The following is a 22,372-nucleotide window of genomic DNA, read 5'->3' as shown; positions in this document are numbered from 1 at the left end:
GGTTGCTGTTTCGCTTCTAGAGCTATCGGGTTGAAAGGGAATTGGTCGGAAGAGGCGCCAGAATCGCGGCAAGGTCGCGACGGAAGCCCAAGGCAATGAACAATTTTGCCATCACGAACATCGGTCCAAGGAAAAGATGCGAAGGAAAAGTGAACAGCGAGGCTTCGCGCCCCTCAAAAACCTTGTGGCCGATGGTCTGCGCGGCGAGGCCGAGCACCACCAGCGTGGCGAAAATCGCCCACATCGCCGCGGTGCTGACCTGCGCCGCGATGCTGGACGCAACCGAGAACAGCACGATGGAGATCGCCAGAATGCCGATCCCGAGCGCCACATCGAGCAGCAGCCAATAGACCAGAACCGGCAAGGCCAGGATCACCGCCAGGCTGACATCGAAACCGAACAGCGGAAGCCTGACCAGCGTCAGCGGCAGCACCGCGCCGGTGAACAACAGGAGAATGCCGACCACATGCATCGCCGTGTTGCGGGGATCGCGATGGTACTCGACGTAAACGGCAAGTTGGCGCTGAAACAAGCCACCCATTTTGGTCTCATGCAACACGGGATCGGGAAGGGCGAACAGTCGCTATAGCACTGGACCGGGCGGTGCACAAACCGGCACTATTGTCGCGCAAGGCGGCATTGGTGCGCGGCAGACAGGCACCAAAACGAGCAGGATTTCAAGAGGTTCCGCCAGGCACGCAGCCGGATCCGCTCAGCGCTTCTTGGCGGGCTTTTTCGCCGCAGGTGCCGCCGCCGCCGGATGTGGCGCCTCCTCCGGCAGCTTGGCATAGGTCAGGATTTGCAACTGGCCGTTGACGGCCGAAGTCGGCTTGGCCCGGTCGAGCAATTGCTCCTCGCCGAGGCCGATCGGATGCAGGCGCTTGGTCGAGATCTTGAACGTGTTCACCAGCACGTCGCGGATCGCGTCGGCGCGGCGCTGGCTCAGGATCGCATTGGCCTCGCGCGTCTTCGAATTGGATTCGACATGGCCGACGATCAGGAACGTGTAGGGCAGCAGCGAGGAATGAACCAGCGCGTCCGCGATGCGGCCGACGGTCTGGTAGGAGGCCGGCTGGATGATGGGCGTGTCGGCATCGAACTGGATCTGCGCATTGAAGGCCGGCAGCCTGGCGAGATCGGGCGCGATCAGCGGCCGGTTCACGGGTCCCGGATCGTTCTTGATCCTGGTCTTGGCGCGCTCCATCACCTGCTGCTTCAGCGCGGGCAGATCGACCTCGGAAGCCTGCTCGAAACGGTTCAGCTTGGCGACGATGTCGTCGCGGGTCGGTGCCGCCGTCTGCGCACGTGCAGGGCCGGCGAGCAGCGCGAAGCCCAGCGCAATGCCCAGTGCCGCGATGGTGAGCCGTTTCGCGCGCATCAGCGATACCCCGCGTCGTCGACGGCCTTAAGGCAGTTGTTGCTGATGCCCTTGGGGGTCGAGACCAGGCAGGGGACCGACTTGCTGGTCTCCTTGGTCGAGCCGCCGCAGACCTTGACGATCTCGCGCTGGCAGGCGTTCGCCACGGTGACGCGCGCGGCAACGCGTTTCTGGATGGCATCGAAGACGCCGAGATAGTCGCTCGCGCATTGCGGCGAGAGCACGTCGCGGTTGCGCGACAGGCATTCCTTCAGCCGGTTTGAATCCGGGTTGACGCCGCGGCAATTGGCGACGATTTCCGCGCCGCAGCTCGCCGCCAGCTTGCCGATCGAATCGCCAAAGCTCATGGTCTCCGCCGCCGCCAGCGACGGCATCCCCAATGCCAGCAAGATCAGTGCGATGCCCCGGACCATGGCCGCATCTGATACGGGGAAGTTGGCGATGGTCAAGACCTGTTCGGCGCAGAACCGTCGAAGGCGAGGGGAGTGCGGCGAACAATCCTCACTCGGCGGCGTCGAGGGGCGGCCATTCAATCAAGGCGACCGTGTGGTCTCTGAGGTCGTCGGCCACATCGGCGTCTGCCTTGAGCTCCTCCAGCGTCCGCGGCGGGGGAAGCGCGCGGCCGTCCGCGGCGAGGTCCTGAGCGTAGAGCGCGAGGGCCTCGGGCGCATTCTCCAGCGCTTCGTCGATATCGTCACCTCCCGAAAAGCAGCCGGGCAGGTCCGGAAACCACAGGCTCACGGCTTCGTCCGGATCGGTATCCTCGATGATGGCGACGTACTGAGCCAAATCGGGGCCTCACGCCCGCTGCACAAAACTGTCCACGACCTTCTTCTCGCCGGCCTTGTCGAAGGCGATGGTGAGCTTGTTGCCGTCGATCTTGGTGACGCGGCCGTAGCCGAACTTCTGGTGGAAGACGCGATCGGACAGCGAGAATTCCGACGTCGTGCCGGTCGACTTGGCGACCAGTTCGCCCTCGATCGTCAGCGGACCGCGACGCCGCGAGGCGAAGCTGCCGAAATCGGGACCGGCCGATGAGGACGATGAGAACGTCGCGGTCTCGTCCTCGAAGCCGCCGTAACCGCCGCCGCTATTGCGGCCGCCGCCGCGGTTGCGGTTGGCCTGGGCGCGCTGCCAACCAGGCGTGGTGTAGCTGGAGCCGAACGCCTCCATGTCGTCGAAGCGCGAGGCGCCGTAGCCGCCGGTGCCGCCCCAGGCCGAGCCGCCCTTGGACTCCGTGATCTCGACATTGGCCGCCGGCAATTCGTCGAGGAAGCGCGAGGGGATCGTGGTCGACCAGGTGCCGTGGATGCGCCGGTTGGTGGCGAAATAAATCATGGCGCGGCGGCGGGCGCGGGTCAGGCCGACATGGCCGAGCCGGCGCTCTTCTTCCAGGCCGGCGCGGCCTTGCTCGTCCAGCGTGCGCTGGCTCGGGAACAGGCCTTCCTCCCAGCCGGGCAGGAACACGTTGTCGAACTCGAGCCCCTTGGCCGAATGCAATGTCATGAGCGACACCGCATCCTCCTCGGCGCCGCCCTCGCGATCCATCACCAGCGAGATATGTTCGAGGAACCCTTGCAGGTTCTCGAACTCCTCCATCGAGCGCACCAGCTCTTTCAGGTTCTCCAGCCGGCCCGCGGCGTCCGCCGAACGGTCCTTCTGCCACATCTCGGTATAGCCGCTCTCGTCGAGCACGATCTGGGCAAGATCGGTGTGTGCGGTGACCTCGCGCTGGGCGCGCCAGCGGTCGAACTGGGCGACGACGTCGCGAAGCGAGCCGCGCGCCTTCGGCTTCAGCTCGTCGGTCTCGACCACCGCGCGTGCCGCCTCGAACAGGGGGATGCGGCGCTTGCGGGCGTGGTCGTGCAGCATCTGCACCGTGGCGTCGCCGAGACCGCGTTTGGGCACGTTGACGATGCGCTCGAAGGCGAGGTCGTCGGCCGGGGAGTTGATGACGCGCAGGTACGCCAGCGCATCGCGGATTTCCGCGCGCTCGTAGAAGCGTGGGCCGCCAATGACGCGGTAGGGCAGGCCGAGCGTGACGAAGCGGTCTTCGAACTCGCGCATCTGGTAGGAGGCGCGCACCAGGATCGCGATCTCGTTGAGTTTCTCGCCGCGGCGCTGCAGCTGCTCGATCTCCTCGCCGATGCCGCGCGCTTCCTCCTCGGAATCCCACGAGCCGGTGACCGTGACCTTCTCGCCGTCCTGGTCCTCGGTGCGCAGCGTCTTGCCGAGCCGGCCTTCATTGTGCGCGATCAGGTGCGAGGCGGCGGCGAGGATGTGGCCGGTCGAGCGGTAATTGCGCTCCAGGCGAATGACCTTGGCGCCGGGGAAATCGTGCTCGAAGCGCAGGATGTTGTCGACCTCGGCGCCGCGCCAGCCATAGATCGACTGGTCGTCGTCGCCGACGCAGCAGATGTTCTTGGTGGGAGCTGCCGTAGCCGCGGCGATCGCCGCTTGCTCCGTCATGCCAGGGCGATGCGCAGCATCGAACCCGGAATTTCGAGATTCCGGGTTCGCGTCTTCGACGCGCCCCGGAATGACTGTCGGCGGGGCGGGCTTCGCCGGCGCCTGCGAGAGCAGCCGCAGCCACAGATATTGCGCGACGTTGGTGTCTTGGTACTCGTCGACCAAGATGTACTTGAAGCGCTGCTGGTACTGCCGGAGGATATCCGGGTGCTCGCGGAAGATGCGGATGTTCTCCAGCAGGAGATCGCCGAAATCGGCCGCGTTCAGAATCTTCAGCCGCTCCTGATAGCTCGCATAGAGCTTGCCGCCCTTGCCGTTGGCGAACGTGGCGGCTTCGCCCGAGGGCACCTGCGAGGGCGTCAGGCCGCGGTTCTTCCAGCCGTCGATCAGGCCGGCGAGCATGCGCGCCGGCCAGCGCTTGTCGTCGATGTTCTCGGCTTGAAGCAGCTGCTTCAGCAGCCGGACCTGGTCGTCGACGTCGAGCACGGTGAAGTTCGACTTGAGCTGCGCCAGCTCGGCATGGAAACGCAGGATGCGCCCGCCGATGGAGTGGAAGGTGCCGAGCCACGGCATGCCTTCGACGGCGTGGCCGAGCATCTGGCCGAGCCGGTGCTTCATCTCGCGCGCGGCCTTGTTGGTGAAGGTCACCGACAGGATCTCGGCGGGACGGGCGCGGCCCTGGCTCAGGATATGGGCGATGCGCGTCGTCAGGACGCGGGTCTTGCCGGTGCCGGCGCCGGCCAGCACCAGGACCGGGCCGTCCAGCGTCTCCACCGCCTCGCGCTGCTCCGGATTGAGCCCGGACAGATATTGCGGGCCCACCGAGGCCCGCGCACGCGCGGCGATGCCGCCGGCTGCGGGCTGGTGGTCGGGTACGCTGGTGATCTTGCTCGGCTCGGTCATGCGAATCATTGGCCCCACGATGGCACCGCGGGGTGGCGGAAGGGAGCCTTCTAACAGGGATGATGCCTATATGGGGCGGCGAAAAGAGGTTTTCCACGTGCGTGGCGGGCCAATTTGTTCCCGCGCGCCTTGCGAATTTCCTCCTTGACCGGGTCGGAACCATCGTTCCCGCCTTGAGATTGTCTGGCAGATGGTGCGGCAAGCCGCGCCGGACGCAGACAACATCAAGACGAGGGTTTGACCATGCTAGGCTGGGTTGTGACGTTTCTGGTTATCGCACTGATCGCCGGCATCCTGGGCTTCGGCGGCGTCGCCGGCGCTTCGATCGAGATCGCCAAGATCATCTTCTTCATCGCGGTCGTTCTGTTCCTGGTCTCGGCCGTCGTCGGCCTCGCCCGCGGCCGCAACAGGGTATAGCGCTTATCGCTTCGAGGGCATCGCCACGTTCCGGCCGATGCCCTCGGGGCGTGCTACCGCGCTGTGGGCCCTTGTGACCGCAGCGATGCGCTCGCGAATATCCGGCGGAAACGGCGCAACGCGGCGCGCATTCATGTCCATGTGCAGGGACATGTTCTCGGACGTGGCTGACAGCCAGCCCTCGGTTGCGTGCCGCATCTCCTCGAACGTGTGCAGCCGCTTGTCGTCGGCTTCCAGCACCCAGGCGAAGATCTGCACGGGATCGCCGAGGTGGATCTCGCGCAAATATCGCACGTGGCATTCGGCGGTGAAACTCGAGCCGCCTCGCTCCTTCATGTAGGCCGGCCCCATCCCGAGCTCGAGCCAAAGCTGGTCGATCGCGCGGTCGAACATCACGTTGTAATAGGCCATGTTGAGATGGCCGTTATAGTCGATCCATTGCGGCTCGATCTGCATGATCGAGGCGCGGAATGGCGCGGCTTTGGGCGTTAGTGCGGCAGTCTCCGGCATGTTTCCTTCCAGCTATGCGTCCGGTCGCTTGACTTGACCGGATTTATGTCCTTTGCCACGGTTCTTCTGTCGGGAGGAATTCCGTGGGCACCACCATCACCAATAATCCGCCGCGGCCGGAGCCGAAAGCCCTCGCGAGCGCGCTGGAGCAGCTCGCCGCACGTTTCGGCAACCGCCTCATCACCTCGCAGGCCGTGCGCGAGCAGCACGGCCATACCACCACCTGGCTTCCCAACCAGCCGCCTGACGGCGTGGTGATGGCGCAGGAGACCGCCGACATCCAGGACGTGGTGCGGATCTGCGCCAGGAACCGCGTCCCCGTCATTCCCTTCGGGACCGGCACCTCGCTCGAGGGCCAGGTCAACGCGCCCGCGGGCGGGATCTCGATCGATTTGCGCGACATGAACAAGGTGCTCGCGGTGCATGCCGAGGACCTCGACTGCGTGATCCAGCCCGGCGTGACCCGCAAGGCGCTCAACGAGCATCTGCGCGACCAGGGCCTGTTCTTCCCGATCGATCCCGGCGCCGATGCTTCGCTCGGCGGCATGGCCTCGACCCGCGCCTCCGGCACCAACGCGGTGCGCTACGGCACCATGCGCGACAGCGTGCTGGCGCTGAAGGTGGTGCGCGGCGACGGCGAGATCATCACCACGGGCACGCGCGCCAAGAAGTCGTCCGCGGGCTACGACCTCACGCATCTGTTCGTCGGCGCCGAAGGCACGCTCGGCATCATCTCGGAATTGACCATCCGCCTGCGCGGCATCCCCGAGACGATCGCGGCGGGCGCGGTGTCGTTCGCGAGCGTGCACGGGGCCTGCCAGGCCGTGATCCTGGCGATCCAGACCGGCATTCCCGTGGCGCGCATCGAGCTGCTCAACGCCGCGCAGGTGCAAGCCTGCAACGCCTATTCGAAGCTGACGCTGCCGGAGACGCCGCTGCTGCTGATGGAATTCCACGGCAGCGAGATCGAGGTCGCCGAGCAGTCCAAGGCGTTCGGCGAGATCGCCCGGGATTGCGGCGGCGGCGATTTCTCCTGGACCACCAAGCCGGAAGACCGCACGAAACTGTGGCAGGCGCGGCACGACGCCTATTGGTCCGTGAAGGCGCTGCGGCCCGGCGACAGCATCGGCGTGGTCGCGACCGACGTCTGCGTGCCGATCTCGCGGCTCGCCGACTGCGTCAGCGAGACCGAGGAGGATCTCAAGCGGCTCGATTTGCTGTCGCCGATCGTCGGCCATGTTGGCGACGGCAATTTCCATTGCTCGCTGGTCTGCGACACCAACGACGCGGACGAGATGGCGCGCGGCGAGGAGTTCATGCATCGCCTGGTCGAGCGCGCGCAGGCGATGGACGGCACCTGCACCGGCGAGCACGGCATCGGCCAGGGCAAGCAGAAATATCTCAAGGCTGAGCTCGGCCCTGAGGCGCTCGACGCCATGCGGGCCCTGAAGAAGGCGCTCGATCCGCTCAACATCTTCAACCCCGGCAAGATCGTGCCGGAGGCGTAGCGCCGGCCCCAGCCAGGGACCGGGAACTTTCGGCAATCCTGCCGGTTCCAATTCCCGCCAATTTCCCATGCCTCGATGGCAGGGCTTTGCGCGGGAGGGTGCGATGGTGCGACCGGTCATGGGAATCGCCGCGGTGGCTTTTGCCTGCATGCTGGCGGGGGCGGCGTTCGCGAAGGGCGGACACGGCGGCGGCCATGGAGGTGGCCATGGCGGCGGACGCGGCGGCGGTCACCACGGCGGCCATGTCCGCGGTCACGGCGGCGGGCATGTGCATGGCGGGCATCATCGCGCGATGCGGTTCACTGCGGGCGCCCGACGCGGCGGCCCCAATTTCGGTCGGATCCGCAATGCCGCGATCCGGCCGGCGAACTTCCGCAACGCCCTGAACGCCAGCGCATTCCGCAATGGCCGGCTGATCAGCAATCCGGCGGCGCGTGCGCAGCTCGCCGCGGCGGCCGCACTGGCCGGCTGGAGCGGCGCAAGCAGCGGCTGGTGGCAACATGCAGGTGGCGGCTACGGCTGGGTCGGGCCGCTGTTCTGGCCGTTCGCCTACAACGACCTCTACGACTACACGATCTGGGGCGACGGGCTCGGCTTCTGGGGTTACGGCTATCCGGACATCTATGCCGGAATATTCGGCCCCTACGGCTATGATCGCCTGTCGGCCTATCTGCCGCAGCAGCCGCAGGGACGACGGCGGGCCCGCACCGCGCCGCTCGATCAGCTCTGCGGCAGTGACCGCCGTGCCATCGCCGGGCTGCCGATCGATCAGATTGCATCCGCGGTGCAGCCGACCGATGCGCAGGGCGCCGCTCTGGATGCGCTCGGCAACGCCTCCGTCGACGCGGCCGCGCTGATCCGCACGTCCTGTCCGACGCAGGCCGCCGCGACGGCGCCGGGCCGGCTCGCGGCGATGCAGCAGCGCATCGAGGCGATGCAGAAGGCGGTCGATCTGGTTCAGCCCGCGCTCGACCGGTTCTATGGTTCGCTCAGCGACGAGCAGAAGGCGCGCTTCAATGCGCTGGCCGAGGATCAGCGTCGCGCGAACAATGCGAGCGGATCGTCGGTGCAGACCTGCAGCGTGCCCGCCGCATTCGATTGGCCTGGCGCCACGATCGAGGAAAGACTTCGCCCCGGCGACACCCAGCGCGCGGCGCTCCAGGTGCTGCAGGATACCAGCACAAGGGTCAGCGCCTCGCTCAAGGCGGCCTGCGAGCCCAATGAGGTGATGACACCGCCGGCCCGCATGGCCACGATCCGCAAGCGGCTCGATGCGATGCTGGAGGGGATCAGGTCGGTGCGCGCGGCGCTCGAAGATTTCTATGCCACGCTCAACGACGAGCAGAAGGCGCAATTCGAGGCGATCGGGCAGCGCCGCACGTCGTGAACGGCGCAAGCCAACGAAGACCATTGGTGGGGGCAATGAAGTGGTTCGCAAGGCGGCAGCCGGCCGACATCTGGGATGAGCCGATCCGGGTGCCGATCGGCGACATCGAAGCGGCGGAGCGCATTCGTCACATCTGCGAGGCTGCGAGAGCGGCTGCGGAGACCGTCGGAGGCTCGGCACGGACTGCCGAGCGCGAGCGTGAGCGCTACGAACGTGCCGCCCGCGTCGCGATGGAAATCGCGATGAAGATCGCAGACGATCTGATGCGCGACGATGCGGTCCGCCGCATCGTCGACCTCTGCATGAAGGCCGACGACGCCAAGACCGCGCAGATCCTGTTTCGGGCGATTCAGGCCGGCTGGGTCCGGGAGGCCGTCCAGCGCGACTATCCGGCGCTGGCGCAATAGGACCGGCTCGCGCGAGGCGCGAGCCGGTGCGACGTCCACGCTGGAGATCGTCTCAGTACCTGCGGTTGTAGTCGCCGCGATAATGGTCGCCGCCGCCGCGGCTGCCCATTCCCACGCCGATGCCGATCCCGATGCCGACGCCTTGCATGATGGCACCGGGCGGCGGGCCGGGGGGCGGGGCGCGCTCGTAAACCACGTCGTCGGGCGGAGGCCGGCGCTTCGGTGGCGTCTCGACCACCTTGCGCTTCGGCGGCGTGTCGTCGACGCGCTTCTTGATCACGGGCGCGACGCTCGGATTGGCCGGCGTTGCCGGCGCTGTCGGGGCCGAGCACGGGCAGGTCGGAGCCATCGCGACCGCGACCGGGGTCGCCGCGGCGGCGACAGGCACGCCATAATTGCGGTTCTGGACGCGCAGCAGCAGCCGGCGGGCGGTCGCGGCGAGGTCGCTGTTGTCCCAGTTGGCCAGATAAGCCTCGAACGAGGCGCGGGTGTTGATCGCGGTGGCGCGCTCCCAGGCCAGCATCTGCCGGCGCCGTTCCAGCACCGTGCGCAGGCGCGGCGTGCGGGCGTCCTGTGCGTACAGCTCGATATAGGCCTGATACGCCTCCACGGTGTCCTCGATGATCACCAGCTCATAGGCGGTCATGGCCGGCTTGCCCTGCAAGGTCTTGCGCCAGTCCTCGACGCTGCGCGTGCCGCCGGCGAGCGCCATCGCGGATGCGCCGGGAACGGCGGGCGTGTTGCCGCTGCTCTCGCCGAAGAACCTGAAGTCGGTGGTCAGCGAGGAGCTTTCCCACGGGATCTGCCGTCCGTCGGTCGATTGCGCGACGGCGACGCGGATGCGCTTGAACACTTCCTCGATCGGCAGATTGGGCTGCTTGGCGACCGTCAGCACGGCCGCCGTGTAGGGGCTGTCGACGCCGTTGCCGTCCTCGGCTTCGGCGCCGGGCGAGGTCGAATAGGAGATGAAGGAGCCGGGCGCGCCGGCCTTGGTGTCGACGATCGCAAGACCGTGGCCGGCGCCGCTCAGCGCGGGGAACGGATTGTTGCGGCAGGCATCGAGCATGAAGATGCGCGCGCGCGTCGGCAGCGCGCCGAGCGTGTTGAGCATGTCGTTTAGCCGGACGCCCTGGAGCGGAATGTCGGCCTCCCGCTTGGGGTCGAGATCCACGGGAACGAGGTAGTTCTCGCCGTCGATCTGCAGGCCGTGGCCGGCATAGAACACCAGCGCGACGGTGTCGGCGCCGCTGGCGCCGACCTTGCCGGCGAAATCCGAGATCGCCGCGCGCATTTCATTCTGTCCCAGATTGGCCGCCGTGGTGACGGTGAAGCCGGCATTGCCGAGCAGCTCCGTCATGCCCTTGGCGTCGTTGGCGGCGTTGGGCAGCTCGGGCACGGTGCGATAGGCGGACTGGCCGATCACCAGCGCAAGCCGCGCTTCGGCCGCGGCCTCCGTCGGCGTCATCAACTGGGCGAGGGCGAAAAAACCGCATGCAACGAGCAGATTGGAAAAGACTGGGTGGCGCATGATGTCACCTCCAACGGCAATACGCGCGATGATGACACTTTTCCTAGGGGGCCGCCATCAATCCGTCTGTGCGCTGGGTCACGCTGCGCGCTGCGGCAAATTGTGACAGGATGCCTGCCGCAGCCGGCGTTGTGCCAGGTTTCGACGGTCGCTGCCGCGGGCATTCGGTGATGGAAGGAGTCCAGTCGTGAAGGTTCTGCTTGCTCACACGCCGGAGATGCGGCGCAACTATTACGGCGACCGCAGCTTGAACGGTCTGCGCGCGGCCGCCGAGGTGATCATACACGAAAGCGACGAACCCCTTGACGCCGCCGGCCTCGTGCAGGCCGCGAAAGACGCCGACATCATCGTCGCCGATCGGATGACGGAAGGCCGTGGCCGGATCTTCGCCGAGCTGCCGCATCTGCGCGCCTTCGTTCGCTGTGCCGTCGATATCCGCAACGTCGATGTGGAAGCGGCCTCGAAGGCCGGCGTGCTCGTCACCCGCGCCGGTCCCGGCTTCGTGCAGGCCGTCGCCGAGCTCGCGCTCGGCTTCATGGTCGATCTCTCCCGCGGCGTGTCGCGGACGACGGCGGACTATCAGGCCGGCCGCAAGCCGGAGGCGCGGATGGGCCGCCAGCTTGCCGGCAGCACGATCGGCATCATCGGCTATGGCAGCATCGGGCGCTATCTCGCCGGGATCGCAAAGGTGCTGCGCATGGAGGTGCTGGTCTCCGATCCCTTCGCCGATGTCAGCGATGCCGCGATCCGGCAAGTCGGCCTCGACGAGCTGCTTGCCTCCTCGGACTATGTCGTCTGCCTTGCGATCGCCAACGAGCAAACCGAGAATCTGATCGGCGCGGCGGCGCTGGCGCGCATGCGGAGAGATGCGTTCTTCATCAACCTCTCGCGCGGCAATCTCGTCGACGAGCCGGCGCTGGCGCAGGCGTTGCGCGAGAACCGCATTGCCGGTGCGGCGATCGACGTCGGCCGCGCGCCGGACCAGATGCCGACACCGGAGCTCGCAAAGCTGCCGAACGTGATCGCCACCCCGCATGTCGGCGGGCTGACGCCACAGGCAATCGAGTATCAGTCGCTGGAAACCGTGCGGCAGGTCGAAGCGATCGTGAAGGGCGAGGTGCCGCCGGGCGCGGTGAACGCCGCGCACTGGACGCGGCGGCCATGAACGGCCCTACAGCCGGTCCACCGCCTTGAACGACCCGTCCTTCTGGATCACCGTCAAGAACACCTTCGGCGGCGCGTCGATCATGCGGACGCCGACGTTGACAATGCTGCCGCTGATCTCGAAGCGGCCGACATCGTTGATGGCGCGCAGCAGGCTTGCGCGGGTCGGCTCAGGTCCGGCCTGCTCCAGCGCTGCGGCCGCGAGGCGGCCGGAGAGGTAGCCTTCCAGCGATACGAAGTCCGGTGTCTGCGTCGGATCGACCGCCTTCTGCGCCGCCTGATAGTCGGCGACGAGCTTGAGCGAGCGGTCCCATGGAAATGGCACGACCTGCGAGACGACGACGCCTTCGCCCTCGGGGCCGAGCTCCCTGGCGAGCGCGTTGGCACCGACGAAGGAGATGTTGACGAAGGTCGGATAGAAGCCGCTGCGGTGCGCGAGCTTGATGAACTCCGCGCAGGGGCCATAGGTCCCGACCATCACGATGGCCTCGGGCTCGGCGCGCTTGATCGTTCGCCAGGCGGCCTTGACCGCGCGGGTGTTGCGCTCGAAGGTGCCTTCGGCGGCGAGCTCGAGGCCGCGCCTGGCGAGCGCGCGCTTCACACTGGTCAGACCGTCGCGGCCGAAGGCATCGTCCTGGTAGAAAATACCGATGCGGGTGAAGTGGCGATCCTCGGTGAGGTGCTTGATCCACGCTTCGGCCTCCGCACCGTAGCTCGCGCGGATGTTGACGACGTTCGCGAGTTCGAGGTCGCGCAGGAATTCCGCACCGCTGAACGGGCCGATGAAGGGAACGTTCCTGGCGCTGGTGATCGGAATTGTCGCCATCGCGGTCGGCGTGCCCACCGCGCCGATCAGCGCGAACACCTTGTCGTCCTCGATCAGCCGCAGCGTCTGGGCCGCCGAACGATCGGGATCGTAGCCGTCGTCGCGGCTGATGAGCTGGAGCTTGCGGCCGTGCACGCCACCCTTGGCGTTGATCTCGGCGAATGCTGCGACGATGCCTTGCCGCATGTGCTGCCCGAGCGCGGAGGAGGGACCTTCCAGCGCGGCGGCCTGGCCGAACAGGACCGCGTCCTCGCTGACGCCGGTCTCCTCGGCCCCGGCCGTGAGCGTGGTCGCTGCCAGGAGCACGCAGGTCAGGATCACGGATCTCGTCGATCGAAATCGATGCATCGGGGCCTTGCCGGATAGTTGGGAAACCTTCCGCAACATATCCCTGCGAGCCTGAACAGCTGGCTAATCGGCACCGTGTCGGCGCTCCGTAGGACTCCGGGCAAAATCGGCAACTTGTTTCCACACTACCGGATCGCTCGCGCACTTCATTAACTAATCCGGTGCATTGCGGCATGATCCGGTTCCGAAATTGTGCAGTTTCTTAACCGCGGTCTTGTTCCGATAGCCAAACCGATGCCTCAACCAGAGGTTCGGTTTGTCGCGGGATAGGGGACGGCGGCTTCGAAATGGGCGGTCACGATCAGCACGATCAGGATCGGAGGCGTATGACCGGATGGTGGCGTGCCGCGCTGCTGCTCGGGCTGTATCGCCCCGCGCTCGTCGCGGTCGGCGTCGGTCTTCTGTTCTCGGTCGTCGGCGCGGCCGCCGTGGCGCGGTGGGAAGATCGCGTCAACAGGATCGAGTTCGAGAACGCGGCCGAGACCGAAGCGATCGTCATGCAGAACGGCATGGGCGAATACATCTCGAGGCTGCTCGCCCTGCGCACGCTGTTCGAATCGACCAACGATGAAGTTACCCGCAGCGAATTCGAGACCTTCAGTGCCCGCCTGTTCGAACGCCATCCCGGCATGCTGCGCGTGGCCTGGGTGCCGCGCATCAACCGCAAGGAGCGCTCCGATTACGAGGCTGCGGCGATTACGGACGGCGTCTCCGGCTATCGCATCAAGTCGCTCCAGGGCGAGAGCTTCGCGACGGCGCCGCAGAGCGACGAATATTTTCCGGTGTTCTATTCGACCCAGCCCAAGACCTCGTCGGTCTACGGCATGGACTACGCCACCGTTCCGGAGCGCCGCGCGATTCTGGAGCGCGCGCGCGACCACGACAGCGTCGCAGCCATCCGCACCCGCCTGTTCGAACCGAGGGAGGGAGGCCGGCTGCCCGACGTCCTCGTTGCCGTTCCGGTCTACGCCAAGGGCACGTCGCGCGAGACGATCGCGGACCGGCGTCGCAATCTCGCCGGCTTCGTGGTCGGAATCTTCGACCTGCCGCTGCTGATTCACGCCATTCGCGTGACCACCGGAGCAAGCCCCGCGGTCAGCATCAATGTCTATCCGCCCTTCACGGGGCAAATCGTCAGCCTGGAGGAGATGCTGCCGGACTATTCGTCGGCGGCAAGGGCGCCGCAGTCGATGCGGGACGTTGCCCGGGCACTGCACTGGTCGGGCGGCCTCAAGATCGGCGATACCGATTGGCAGGTGCGAGCCGTTCCCACCGCCGGCGGTCCGCTGGAGACGACTTACGATCGCGCGGTCGCGGTGCTGATCGTCGGCATGCTGCTCACGCTGTCGCTGTCGACCTATCTCATGCTGGCGAGCCGCAATTCGCGGCGGCTGTCACTGGCCAACCGGCGGGTGCTCGAGCTCGCCCAAACCGACGTCCTGACCGGACTACCGAACCGCGCCTTCTTCCTCAGCCGACTCGACGAGATGAACAACCAGCTGGGGGTGCGGGGACTGCCGTTCTCGATCCTGATGCTCGACCTCGACCGCTTCAAGAACGTCAACGACTCCCTCGGTCACGGGGCAGGCGATGCGCTGCTGCGCCAGGTGGCACAGCGGCTGAAATCCGCATTGCGCGCCACCGACGTGCTGGCCCGGCTCGGTGGCGACGAGTTCGCCATCATCCAGGAAGCCGGTGCGGATCAGCGCGCCTGTGCGACCGAGCTGGCGGCGCGGATCGCCAAGCTGTTGACCGAACCGTTCCTCCTGCCCGGCCACCGCGTCGAGATCGGCACCAGCATCGGCATCGCCATCGCGCCGGATCACGGTAGCGATCAGGAGCAATTGCTGAAGAAGGCGGACCTTGCGCTCTATCGCTCGAAATCGGCGGGTCGCAACTGCTTCACCATCTACGACGAGGCGATGTCGGCCGAGCTGGAGGCCCGCAACACGCTGGAGGGGGATTTGCGCGACGCCATCGCGCGCTGCCAGCTGGAGGTGCATTACCAGCCGTTCGTCGACGCTCTCAGCGGAGCGCGGTGCGGCTTCGAGGCGTTGGTGCGCTGGCGGCATCCGACGCGCGGCCTGATCCCGCCGGACCAGTTCATCCAGCTTGCGGAGGAGACCGGGCTGATCGTGCCGCTCGGCGAATTCGTGCTGCGGCGCGCCTGCGCGGATGCGGCCGGCTGGCCCTCCGATCTGTCGGTCGCGGTCAACCTGTCACCGATCCAGTTCAAGGAAGCCGAGCTGTTCGAGATGATCGGCGCGGCGCTCGCGGATTCCGGCCTGCCCCCCCAGCGGCTGGAGATCGAGATCACCGAATCCGTCCTGCTGGAGCGCGGCAGCGAGAACCACGCCTTCATGGAGCGGCTCAAGCGTCTCGGCATCGAGCTCGCGCTCGACGATTTCGGCACCGGCTATTCCTCGCTCAGCTATCTGACCGCGTTCCCGTTCGACAAGATCAAGATCGATAAGTCGTTCATCCGCAATCTCACGCATCAGCCGCGCAGCTCCGCCATCATCTCCGCGATCGTGACCCTGGCGCGCGGGCTCGACATGTCGGTGACGGCCGAAGGCGTCGAGACCCGCGAGGAGTACGAGCGGCTGAAGGCGCTCGGCGTCAATTTCGCCCAAGGCTATCTGTTCGGCCGCCCGCAGCCGATCGAGCGGATCCTGTTCGACGCCCCCGTCAAACGGTCACGGCGCGACGCCGCCTGAGCGCCCGGCGCGACGGGCATGCACGAAAAGCGCTTGACCTGAGCACCCCCGGATGGTCGGAAGGACCGTCCAGGGATGAAACAAGCACATCATGCGGCTTCCGTTCTTCTACGGCTGGGTCGTGGTCGCCGTGACCTTCGTCACCATGGCCATCGGCGTCAACGCGCGCACCGCCTTTTCGCTGTTCTTTCCGCCCATCATCTCGGAGTTCGGCTGGGAGCGTGGCGTGACCGCCGGCGCCTTCTCCTTCGGCTTCGTGGTGTCGGGCGTGGTCAGCCCGCTGATCGGCCGCCTGATGGACCGCGCCGGCCCGCGCGCGGTGATGGAGCTCGGGGTGGTGCTGATGGGCGGCGGCTTGCTGCTTGCGCCGCTCACCAGCGCGCCCTGGCATCTCTATGTCACCATCGGCGTCATGGTCGGTGCCGGCTCGGTGTGTCTCGGCTATTCCGGCCAGTCGCTGTTCCTGCCGAACTGGTTCATCCGCAAGCGCGGCTTCGCCATCGGCATCGCTTTCGCCGGCGTCGGCATCGGCTCGGTGACGCTGCTGCCATGGGTGCAGCACATGATCGAAGCGACCGGCTGGCGCACCGCCTGCACCGCGATGGGCCTGCTCGTCCTGATCGTGCTGGCGCCGGTGAACCTGCTGCTGCACAAGCGCCCGCAGGACATCGGCCTCGAGCCGGACGGCGATGCCGCCCTGGCTGCGGGCAGTGCCCCACCGGTCTCCAACGTGGTCGATCCGGCCTGGGTCAATACCGACTGGACGCTGAAGCGCGCCGTCGCGACCGCGCGCTTCTGGTGGATCGCGCTCGGCTATTTCTCGGGCCTGTACATCTGGTACGCAGTGCAGGTGCACCAGACCAAGTTCCTGCTCGACATCGGCTTCAGCCCTTCCGTCGCGGTGTGGGCGCTCGGCACCGTCAGCCTGCTCGGCATTCCCGGGCAGATCGTGCTGGGCCATGTCTCCGACCGCATCGGGCGGGAGTGGGTCTGGGCGATCAGCTGCGCAGGCTTCGTGATCTGCTTCGCCGCGCTGATCGGCTTGAAGTATCAATCCTCGCTCTGGCTCGTCTATCTCATGGTGCTCGCGCAAGGCGCGCTCGGCTACGGTCTCACCTCGATCATGGGTGCGGTGGTGTTCGAGATTTTCCAGGGCAAGCACCAGGGCAGCATCTTCGGCACCATCATGCTGGCCGCGCTCGCAGGCGGGGCGGCCGGACCATGGCTGACCGGCGTGCTCCATGATCGCACCGGCGACTACACGCTCGCCTTCGGCCTCGCGATCATCGTGAGCGGATTGTCGGCGCTCGCGATCTGGCGGGCATCGCCGGGCAAGGTGAGGGCGGTGGCCGGCCGGCTGCACAAGCCGCAGAGCCGAACCGCGGAGTGAGTTGCGGGCACACACTGCATTACCTGCGCTGCTTTTGCCGAATGTTAAGCATGTCGCGGCTTGGCAGATGCGAGGCGATATTCAAAAACGTCTTGGACACCATCGGAGCGTAGCTTCGGGCCGATTGCCGCTTCTTCCCGATGTTCCCGGTCTCCGATGTCTGCCTCCGATCATCTTGCGACAGAAACTCCGGACGTGCTGTTGGCTGCACTTGAACGCGCCGACGATGGCGTCGTCATTGTCGATGGTGCGCACCGCATCACGCATTTCAACGCCAGTGCGGAGCGGATCTGGAAGCTCGCGCGCACCGACGCGCTCGGCCGCGATGCCGAAATTCTCACCCTCAAATGTCTTCAGGCCGATCCGGTCGCGGAATTCCGCGACGAGATCAGCCTCGTGCGGCACGACGGCAGCCGGATCCGTGCGGCCATATCGCTCTCGTCCATTGCGCATGACGGCGCGACCCATCGCGTCGTGTTCGCGCGCGACGTCACCGCGGATGCCGAGCGCCGCGCCAGAATCGGGCTTCTCCACGCCGTCGCCGATCAGAGCAACCGGGCAGTGATCATCGCCGACACCGAGCAGAACATCGTCTACGTCAACACGGCTTTCACCACGCTGTTCGGCTACAGCAGCGCCGAGGCCGAGGGCCACCGCGCAGATGAGCTCATCGCCGGCCGCCACACCGACCGCAAGGCGATCGCGAAGCTGGTCGAGCGTCTGATGCGTGGCGGCCGCCGCGGCGAGGCCGAGGTGCTCGCCTACGACAAGCACGGCGAGGAGATCTGGATCTGGGCCCGGATCGACGCGTTCCGCGACAACAAGGGTCGGGTCAAGCACATCCTCGCGCTGATCGAGGACATCACCGAGACCAGGCAATTGCGCTCGCTGCAGCAGCTCATCATGGCCTCGCTCGCGGACGAGGTTCCGATTGCCGACATCGCCGATAGGCTGTGCCGCCGCGTCGAGCAGATCGCGCCCGACGTCGTCTGCTCGCTGCTCCACGTCGATGCCGCCGGCCTGCTCCACCCGCTCGGCGGTCCCTCTCTGCCGGAGGAATATTCCCGCGCATTGGACGGCATTGGGATCGGCCCGAATGTCGGCTCCTGCGGCTCTGCCGCCTTCTACGGCGAGCCGGTGCTGGCGACCGACCTCGAGACCGATGCCCGCTGGCAGCCCTACAAGGCCATGCCGCTCGGGATCGGCCTGCGCGCCTGCTGGTCGACGCCGATCAAGTCCAAGGACGGCCGGGTCATCGCGACCTTCGCCTTCTACTTTCGGGAGCCGCGCGCGCCGAGCAACTGGCACCGGCGCATCGTCGAGGCCTGCGTCAATCTCGGCGCCTTCGCGATCGAACGCAAGGAGGCCCGCGCCGAGATCGCGCGGCTCGCCTATCACGACATCCTCACCGGCCTGCCGAACCGCGCGCAGCTGCGGCACCTGATCACCACCGCGATCGATGCCTGCCCGACCGGCAGCCATGTCGCGCTGGCCTTCCTCGATGTCGACCATTTCAAGGACGTCAACGACACGCTCGGTCACGCGGCTGGCGACGAGCTGCTGGTCCAGCTCGCCCAGCGTCTGCGCGAGCAGATCGGGCCCGAAGACATGCTGGGACGGCTCGGCGGAGACGAATTCGTCATCCTGCTGCCGCAACGCAATGCCGAGAGCGCCGCAGGCGTCGCAGCTGACATCACCGAGGCGCTGGCTGTCCCCTTGAGGCTCGGATCGAAGCTGATGCCGATGTCGGCCAGCATCGGCATCAGCCTCTACCCCGACCATGCCACCGACATCGACACGCTGATGCAGCAGGCCGACGCCGCCATGTACATGGCCAAGCAGGCCGGACGCTCGACCTATCGCATCTTCAGTGCCGAGATGAACGGGCTCGCCGAGCAGCGCCTGGCGCTGATCGCAGCGCTCCGCCGCGCCATCGCTGAAGGCGCGCTGAGCCTGAGCTACCAGCCGCAGATCCGCAGCTGCGACGGCGCGATCCACGGCGTCGAGGCGCTGTCGCGCTGGCACGATGCCGTGCTCGGCGACGTCTCGCCGGCAAAGTTCATTCCGCTCGCGGAGGAGTGCGGCCTGATCGAGCAGATCGGCCTGTGGTCGGTGCGCGAAGCCTGCCGGCAGATGGCGAGCTGGCGCCGTGCCGGCCTCAACATTCCCTGCGTGTCGGTGAACCTGTCGCCGATCAATTTCCGCAACGTCACGCTCGCCGCGCGGCTCAAGGACGTCCTCGCCGAATACGACCTGCCGGCGGATGCCCTGATGCTGGAGATCACCGAGGGCGCGTTCATGCAGGACAGCGTCGCCGCGCTGGAGACGATGACCGCGATCCGCGCGCTCGGCGTCGGGCTCGCGGTGGACGATTTCGGCACCGGATATTCCAGCCTCAGCCGCCTTGCGCATCTGCCGATCCGCGAACTCAAGATCGACCGCAGCTTCATGCACGACATCGAGCGCGACGCAGGTGCGCTCGCCATCGCCACCGCCGTTGTGCGCGTCGGCTAGGGCCTCGGCATGACCGTCGTCGCCGAGGGCGTCGAGACCGAGGGCCAGCGCAAGACGCTGGCCGCACTCGGCTGCGACGTCGTGCAAGGCTTCCTCTACGCCCCCGCGCTTCCGCCCGTCGCCTTCGAGCGCTGGCTGATCGAGCACTGCGCCGAGCAGGCGAAGGCGATGCTGGGGAAGCTCGATGTCGCGCCGAGCGGTCCTGGCGCGGTGAGGCGGTCAGCATAATCGTTTGCTCTCTGGCGATATTCTCGGCAATTAGGAACGCATCGGCAGATCGGCGGTTTGCTTGAGTGAGACCTGCCGGAGGGGCGCCACGCCGTATCCAGTCTGGAGACTGCATGGCTGCGACGAAAAGACCGGAAAAGGCCACCCCCTTGGTTCATTCGGCAGGTTTTCGGCCTTCGCAATCGCTGCTCAGAGCCATCACCGCATGGATGGCGCTTCAGGACGAAAGACCCAGCCTGTCCCAGGCCATAGGTCGTTTGGTGGAGCTGGGACTTGCGCACGCCGACGAGGATCGACAGAAGCTGCGCGCCCGCGAGATGGCTGGGGATGCGATCGATCGCATGGCGGACAGCACCACGACGGCCGATGATCGGGCGATCCGCAAGCGGGCTCTGCTCGATGGACCCAAGGAGTTCGACCACGTGCGAATCGATCGAGCCAAACGCAGCAAGCCGGTCCAGGAATAAGGCGAGCACCAGGAAGCCCCGACACCGAGGACTTCGAGCCGCCAGAGACATGAGGACGACAGATGAAACCGCATTCCCCATCGCGTGCAGCGAACGAGGCGAACAGCCACTTCAAGCAACAGGCCGCGGCGAAGCCGGCGACCGATTACGAGAAGGCGGAACAGGCTTTCCAGGCAAATCGGGAACGACTGAAGGCCGAACGGCTGGCGAGGGAGGCTGAACTGCGGAGCCGGTCCGAGAGGACGCCTTAGGCGTCGCACTTCTGCTGCGACAAGCGCCATACCGTCGCGGCGCTGCAGCTAGAGCATGGAAAGCACGACGACGCCGTCCTGGAGCTCGCCTGAAGCAAGCCGTTCCCGCGCCATGCGCTCGAACTCGGTTCGATGCTTCTGCAGATAGCTGAACGCCTGCTTCTGCGTGTTGAACGTCGTGGCAAGCTGGCACATCTGCCGATTGGCGCCGGACGCGAGAAAGAAGGTGATGGTTCCGTGGTCTGGCTTGATTCTAGGCACGATCTGCACCCTCCGGCATGTGATCGGCCCCTCGAGGCAGCGGCAGCTTGAAGACGATTATCCTGCCGGCTTCTTCGAGCGCTTCTTTGGCGCCGGCGTCGGCAAAGCCAGCCGAACTGCTGCGTCAGCCGCTTCCTTGGCCTCGCGCGCGGCTCGCAGCCGCGCCATGTTCTTGCGAACTTCGATGGCCTGCCGTTCGGCGTCGGCCATTGCTCGCGCTCCGTCTTCAGCGGCCACGCGGCGACGATCGGATCGCGCGACGCTTTCGGGTGACGGCTCTGCCGGTTTCTTGGTGCTCATCGTCCACCCGGCTCCGCAAACGACTAAACCCGCTCAATCCTAAGATTGAGCGGGCACGGCGACCGTTTCAGTACATCCGTGAAACGGCGCCACGATATCAAGCCAGCGAGAGATTCTCGGCGCTGACCTTGCCTCGCATCTTGTCGGTCTTGACCTCGAAATTGACCTGCTGGCCTTCTCCGAGACCTGCAAGACCAGCCCGTTCAACGGCGCTGATGTGAACGAACACATCGTTGCCGCCGTCGTTCGGCTGAATGAAACCGAAGCCTTTTTGGCCATTGAACCACTTGACCGTACCTGTCGTCATCTTCTTCTCCAAAGCGCGCGAGCGCATTCCGCGCGACAATCACGCGGTCATCTTCAACTTCGTCGATGTCTTTGGAAAAGGAGCCCGCGGGCGCATTCAACAAGGCACAGCGGCTAATCGAACGACTTCAATATACATGATCCCCAGGATTTTGCAAGGAGCCAGGCCGGTTTGTTTTCGAACGAGCCAATTCGTCTGTTCCGATCGAGGCGCTTTGCGCGGATCCATCGATCTGCCAGCAGGACGTTAGCGATTGACAGCGCTGCATGACAATGGTCACGGTGTCTGATCGCCGTGACAAGCAGACCAGCGTCCGAAGCCGCGACCAACGTCGCCGCCGCTATCCTCGAAATTCGCAATGAAGCTCCTGCGCAATTGGCTGCCTGCAGGACGTGTCGCCCTTCGCAGCCCCCGGTCGGGAGAATCAATTGCACGTACTCGTCAGAGACAACAACGTCGAGCAGGCACTCCGCGTTCTCAAGAAGAAGATGCAGCGCGAGGGCGTCTTTCGCGAAATGAAGCAACGGCGCTCGTATGAAAAGCCGTCCGAGCGAAAGGCACGCGAGAAATCCGAAGCTGTTCGTCGCGCGCGCAAGCTGGCCCGGAAACAAGCGATCAGAGAGGGGGTGCTGCCGGCGCCGCCGAAGAAGAAGCCCTTTGAACGCAAGCCGCCCTTGCCGGAGATCAAGGCACGAACCGAGTAGAGAGAATCGCCGTCGCTATGACCTGAAGTCGATGCCGCGCAGCACGATGCCCGGCGGCGTTCCTTCGAACTCCGTCGCGCGATATTTGCTCGCCGCGCGTGCTTCGATGCGCTCGCGCAGGCGGGCGAACTGAGCTTCGCGCTGTTCGGGCTTGACTTGGGAGCCACGCTCGAGATCGTCCATCGCGGAGGTCGAGACGGCGCAAGGAATCTCCCTGGTGCCGTCATGCATCGAGAACCGGACGATCATCCGGTCGTATTCGTGGCTGATGAAGCGGCCGCTGGTCAATGTCATGGCATGCTCCGTTGCGTGATTGCCAGGCACGATCGCCCCCCCTCAAATCAGCACGGCGACCGGCCGCCTGCGTTCCCGTCGCGCATGGCGCGTT

Annotated in this window: 21 protein-coding genes and 1 pseudogene; 10 read left to right on the top strand and 12 right to left on the bottom strand. The window is 66.1% G+C overall.

Features of this window, described 5'->3' with window-relative positions:
- Positions 1-22: 22 nt before the first annotated feature.
- The 5 genes from DCM79_RS20445 to DCM79_RS20425 form a co-directional block, all read right to left on the bottom strand.
- Complete coding sequence (locus DCM79_RS20445; RefSeq protein ID WP_257176058.1) at positions 23-541, bottom strand: DUF962 domain-containing protein; 519 nt, start codon at positions 539-541, stop codon at positions 23-25.
- Positions 542-712: 171 nt separating this feature from the next.
- Complete coding sequence (locus DCM79_RS20440) at positions 713-1,378, bottom strand: OmpA family protein (RefSeq protein ID WP_257176057.1); 666 nt, start codon at positions 1,376-1,378, stop codon at positions 713-715.
- Entirely contained in the window at positions 1,378-1,791 is a 414-nt protein-coding gene (locus DCM79_RS20435) for a hypothetical protein (protein ID WP_028138037.1), read from the bottom strand. Before DCM79_RS20435 ends, DCM79_RS20440 begins: the two co-directional genes overlap by 1 nt.
- 88 nt (positions 1,792-1,879) lie before the next feature.
- A complete protein-coding gene (locus tag DCM79_RS20430; RefSeq protein WP_257176056.1) occupies positions 1,880-2,167 on the bottom strand; it encodes a type II toxin-antitoxin system HicB family antitoxin in 288 nt (95 codons plus the stop codon).
- A 9-nt stretch (positions 2,168-2,176) separates the two neighbouring features.
- On the bottom strand, positions 2,177-4,759 hold the full coding sequence (locus DCM79_RS20425) for an ATP-dependent helicase (RefSeq protein WP_257176055.1): 2,583 nt from the start codon (positions 4,757-4,759) through the stop codon (positions 2,177-2,179).
- A 234-nt stretch (positions 4,760-4,993) separates the two neighbouring features.
- Here DCM79_RS20425 and DCM79_RS20420 point away from each other — a divergent pair, with 234 nt between their 5' ends.
- On the top strand, positions 4,994-5,167 hold the full coding sequence (locus DCM79_RS20420) for a DUF1328 domain-containing protein (RefSeq protein WP_028138034.1): 174 nt from the start codon (positions 4,994-4,996) through the stop codon (positions 5,165-5,167).
- A gap of 3 nt (positions 5,168-5,170) precedes the next feature.
- Here DCM79_RS20420 and DCM79_RS20415 read toward each other — a convergent pair whose 3' ends face one another.
- Entirely contained in the window at positions 5,171-5,677 is a 507-nt protein-coding gene (locus DCM79_RS20415) for a thioesterase family protein (protein ID WP_257176054.1), read from the bottom strand.
- Between the two features lie 83 nt (positions 5,678-5,760).
- Between DCM79_RS20415 and DCM79_RS20410 the strand changes: the two genes are divergently transcribed.
- The 3 genes from DCM79_RS20410 to DCM79_RS20400 all read left to right on the top strand — a co-directional run bounded on the left by DCM79_RS20410 (position 5,761) and on the right by DCM79_RS20400 (position 8,979).
- A complete protein-coding gene (locus DCM79_RS20410) occupies positions 5,761-7,185 on the top strand; it encodes an FAD-binding oxidoreductase (protein WP_257176053.1) in 1,425 nt (474 codons plus the stop codon).
- A 103-nt stretch (positions 7,186-7,288) separates the two neighbouring features.
- Positions 7,289-8,572, top strand: coding sequence for a Spy/CpxP family protein refolding chaperone (locus DCM79_RS20405; RefSeq protein ID WP_257176052.1), 1,284 nt, complete (start codon positions 7,289-7,291; stop codon positions 8,570-8,572).
- 35 nt (positions 8,573-8,607) lie between these two features.
- On the top strand, positions 8,608-8,979 hold the full coding sequence (locus DCM79_RS20400; protein WP_257176051.1) for a hypothetical protein: 372 nt from the start codon (positions 8,608-8,610) through the stop codon (positions 8,977-8,979).
- A 52-nt stretch (positions 8,980-9,031) separates the two neighbouring features.
- Here the strand turns inward: DCM79_RS20400 and DCM79_RS20395 are convergent, their stop codons facing one another.
- Entirely contained in the window at positions 9,032-10,507 is a 1,476-nt protein-coding gene (locus tag DCM79_RS20395; RefSeq protein WP_257176050.1) for a caspase family protein, read from the bottom strand.
- A 187-nt stretch (positions 10,508-10,694) separates the two neighbouring features.
- On the opposite strand from DCM79_RS20395, the gene DCM79_RS20390 reads away from it, so the two are divergent.
- Complete coding sequence (locus tag DCM79_RS20390) at positions 10,695-11,672, top strand: hydroxyacid dehydrogenase (protein WP_257176049.1); 978 nt, start codon at positions 10,695-10,697, stop codon at positions 11,670-11,672.
- A 6-nt stretch (positions 11,673-11,678) separates the two neighbouring features.
- Here DCM79_RS20390 and DCM79_RS20385 read toward each other — a convergent pair whose 3' ends face one another.
- Positions 11,679-12,845, bottom strand: a complete 1,167-nt coding sequence (locus DCM79_RS20385; RefSeq protein WP_257176048.1) for an ABC transporter substrate-binding protein — start codon at positions 12,843-12,845, stop codon at positions 11,679-11,681.
- Positions 12,846-13,171: 326 nt separating this feature from the next.
- Here DCM79_RS20385 and DCM79_RS20380 point away from each other — a divergent pair, with 326 nt between their 5' ends.
- From DCM79_RS20380 to DCM79_RS20365, 4 genes and pseudogenes are all read left to right on the top strand, one after another.
- Entirely contained in the window at positions 13,172-15,562 is a 2,391-nt protein-coding gene (locus DCM79_RS20380) for an EAL domain-containing protein (RefSeq protein ID WP_257176047.1), read from the top strand.
- Between the two features lie 91 nt (positions 15,563-15,653).
- Entirely contained in the window at positions 15,654-16,952 is a 1,299-nt protein-coding gene (locus DCM79_RS20375; protein ID WP_257176046.1) for an MFS transporter, read from the top strand.
- A gap of 156 nt (positions 16,953-17,108) precedes the next feature.
- Positions 17,109-19,694, top strand: a pseudogene (locus tag DCM79_RS20370) (EAL domain-containing protein).
- A 113-nt stretch (positions 19,695-19,807) separates the two neighbouring features.
- On the top strand, positions 19,808-20,161 hold the full coding sequence (locus tag DCM79_RS20365; protein WP_257176045.1) for a hypothetical protein: 354 nt from the start codon (positions 19,808-19,810) through the stop codon (positions 20,159-20,161).
- A gap of 299 nt (positions 20,162-20,460) precedes the next feature.
- Here DCM79_RS20365 and DCM79_RS20355 read toward each other — a convergent pair whose 3' ends face one another.
- From DCM79_RS20355 to DCM79_RS20345, 3 genes are all read right to left on the bottom strand, one after another.
- Complete coding sequence (locus DCM79_RS20355) at positions 20,461-20,682, bottom strand: hypothetical protein (RefSeq protein ID WP_257176044.1); 222 nt, start codon at positions 20,680-20,682, stop codon at positions 20,461-20,463.
- A gap of 48 nt (positions 20,683-20,730) precedes the next feature.
- Positions 20,731-20,973, bottom strand: a complete 243-nt coding sequence (locus DCM79_RS20350; protein WP_257176043.1) for a transcriptional regulator — start codon at positions 20,971-20,973, stop codon at positions 20,731-20,733.
- Positions 20,974-21,070: 97 nt separating this feature from the next.
- Positions 21,071-21,280 (bottom strand): cold-shock protein, encoded by a 210-nt coding sequence (locus DCM79_RS20345; protein ID WP_028138021.1) that lies wholly within the window; start codon positions 21,278-21,280, stop codon positions 21,071-21,073.
- A gap of 428 nt (positions 21,281-21,708) precedes the next feature.
- Between DCM79_RS20345 and rpsU the strand changes: the two genes are divergently transcribed.
- Positions 21,709-21,984 carry a 30S ribosomal protein S21 gene (gene rpsU, locus DCM79_RS20340; protein ID WP_257176042.1) on the top strand — a complete coding sequence of 92 codons (276 nt, stop codon included), beginning with the start codon at positions 21,709-21,711 and terminating at the stop codon, positions 21,982-21,984.
- A gap of 15 nt (positions 21,985-21,999) precedes the next feature.
- On the opposite strand, the gene DCM79_RS20335 is transcribed toward rpsU, so the two are convergent.
- Complete coding sequence (locus tag DCM79_RS20335; protein ID WP_257176041.1) at positions 22,000-22,278, bottom strand: DUF1488 domain-containing protein; 279 nt, start codon at positions 22,276-22,278, stop codon at positions 22,000-22,002.
- Positions 22,279-22,372 lie beyond the last annotated feature (94 nt).

The organism is Bradyrhizobium sp. WBOS07 (assembly GCF_024585165.1).
GTDB classification, from domain to species: domain Bacteria; phylum Pseudomonadota; class Alphaproteobacteria; order Rhizobiales; family Xanthobacteraceae; genus Bradyrhizobium; species Bradyrhizobium japonicum_B.
This window is presented reverse-complemented; position numbering and strand designations above follow the sequence as displayed.

What these genes read in the sequence shown, in the direction of transcription:
- DCM79_RS20445 (WP_257176058.1), bottom strand. Translation starts at nt 541, where the DNA reads ATGGGTGGCTTGTTTCAGCGCCAACTTGCCGTTTACGTCGAGTACCAT.
- DCM79_RS20440 (WP_257176057.1), bottom strand. Translation starts at nt 1,378, where the DNA reads ATGCGCGCGAAACGGCTCACCATCGCGGCACTGGGCATTGCGCTGGGC.
- DCM79_RS20435 (WP_028138037.1), bottom strand. Translation starts at nt 1,791, where the DNA reads ATGGTCCGGGGCATCGCACTGATCTTGCTGGCATTGGGGATGCCGTCG.
- DCM79_RS20425 (WP_257176055.1), bottom strand. Translation starts at nt 4,759, where the DNA reads ATGATTCGCATGACCGAGCCGAGCAAGATCACCAGCGTACCCGACCAC.
- DCM79_RS20420 (WP_028138034.1), top strand. Translation starts at nt 4,994, where the DNA reads ATGCTAGGCTGGGTTGTGACGTTTCTGGTTATCGCACTGATCGCCGGC.
- DCM79_RS20415 (WP_257176054.1), bottom strand. Translation starts at nt 5,677, where the DNA reads ATGCCGGAGACTGCCGCACTAACGCCCAAAGCCGCGCCATTCCGCGCC.
- DCM79_RS20405 (WP_257176052.1), top strand. Translation starts at nt 7,289, where the DNA reads ATGGTGCGACCGGTCATGGGAATCGCCGCGGTGGCTTTTGCCTGCATG.
- DCM79_RS20400 (WP_257176051.1), top strand. Translation starts at nt 8,608, where the DNA reads ATGAAGTGGTTCGCAAGGCGGCAGCCGGCCGACATCTGGGATGAGCCG.
- DCM79_RS20395 (WP_257176050.1), bottom strand. Translation starts at nt 10,507, where the DNA reads ATGCGCCACCCAGTCTTTTCCAATCTGCTCGTTGCATGCGGTTTTTTC.
- DCM79_RS20385 (WP_257176048.1), bottom strand. Translation starts at nt 12,845, where the DNA reads ATGCATCGATTTCGATCGACGAGATCCGTGATCCTGACCTGCGTGCTC.
- DCM79_RS20380 (WP_257176047.1), top strand. Translation starts at nt 13,172, where the DNA reads ATGACCGGATGGTGGCGTGCCGCGCTGCTGCTCGGGCTGTATCGCCCC.
- DCM79_RS20375 (WP_257176046.1), top strand. Translation starts at nt 15,654, where the DNA reads ATGCGGCTTCCGTTCTTCTACGGCTGGGTCGTGGTCGCCGTGACCTTC.
- DCM79_RS20365 (WP_257176045.1), top strand. Translation starts at nt 19,808, where the DNA reads ATGGCTGCGACGAAAAGACCGGAAAAGGCCACCCCCTTGGTTCATTCG.
- DCM79_RS20350 (WP_257176043.1), bottom strand. Translation starts at nt 20,973, where the DNA reads ATGAGCACCAAGAAACCGGCAGAGCCGTCACCCGAAAGCGTCGCGCGA.
- DCM79_RS20345 (WP_028138021.1), bottom strand. Translation starts at nt 21,280, where the DNA reads ATGACGACAGGTACGGTCAAGTGGTTCAATGGCCAAAAAGGCTTCGGT.
- DCM79_RS20335 (WP_257176041.1), bottom strand. Translation starts at nt 22,278, where the DNA reads ATGACATTGACCAGCGGCCGCTTCATCAGCCACGAATACGACCGGATG.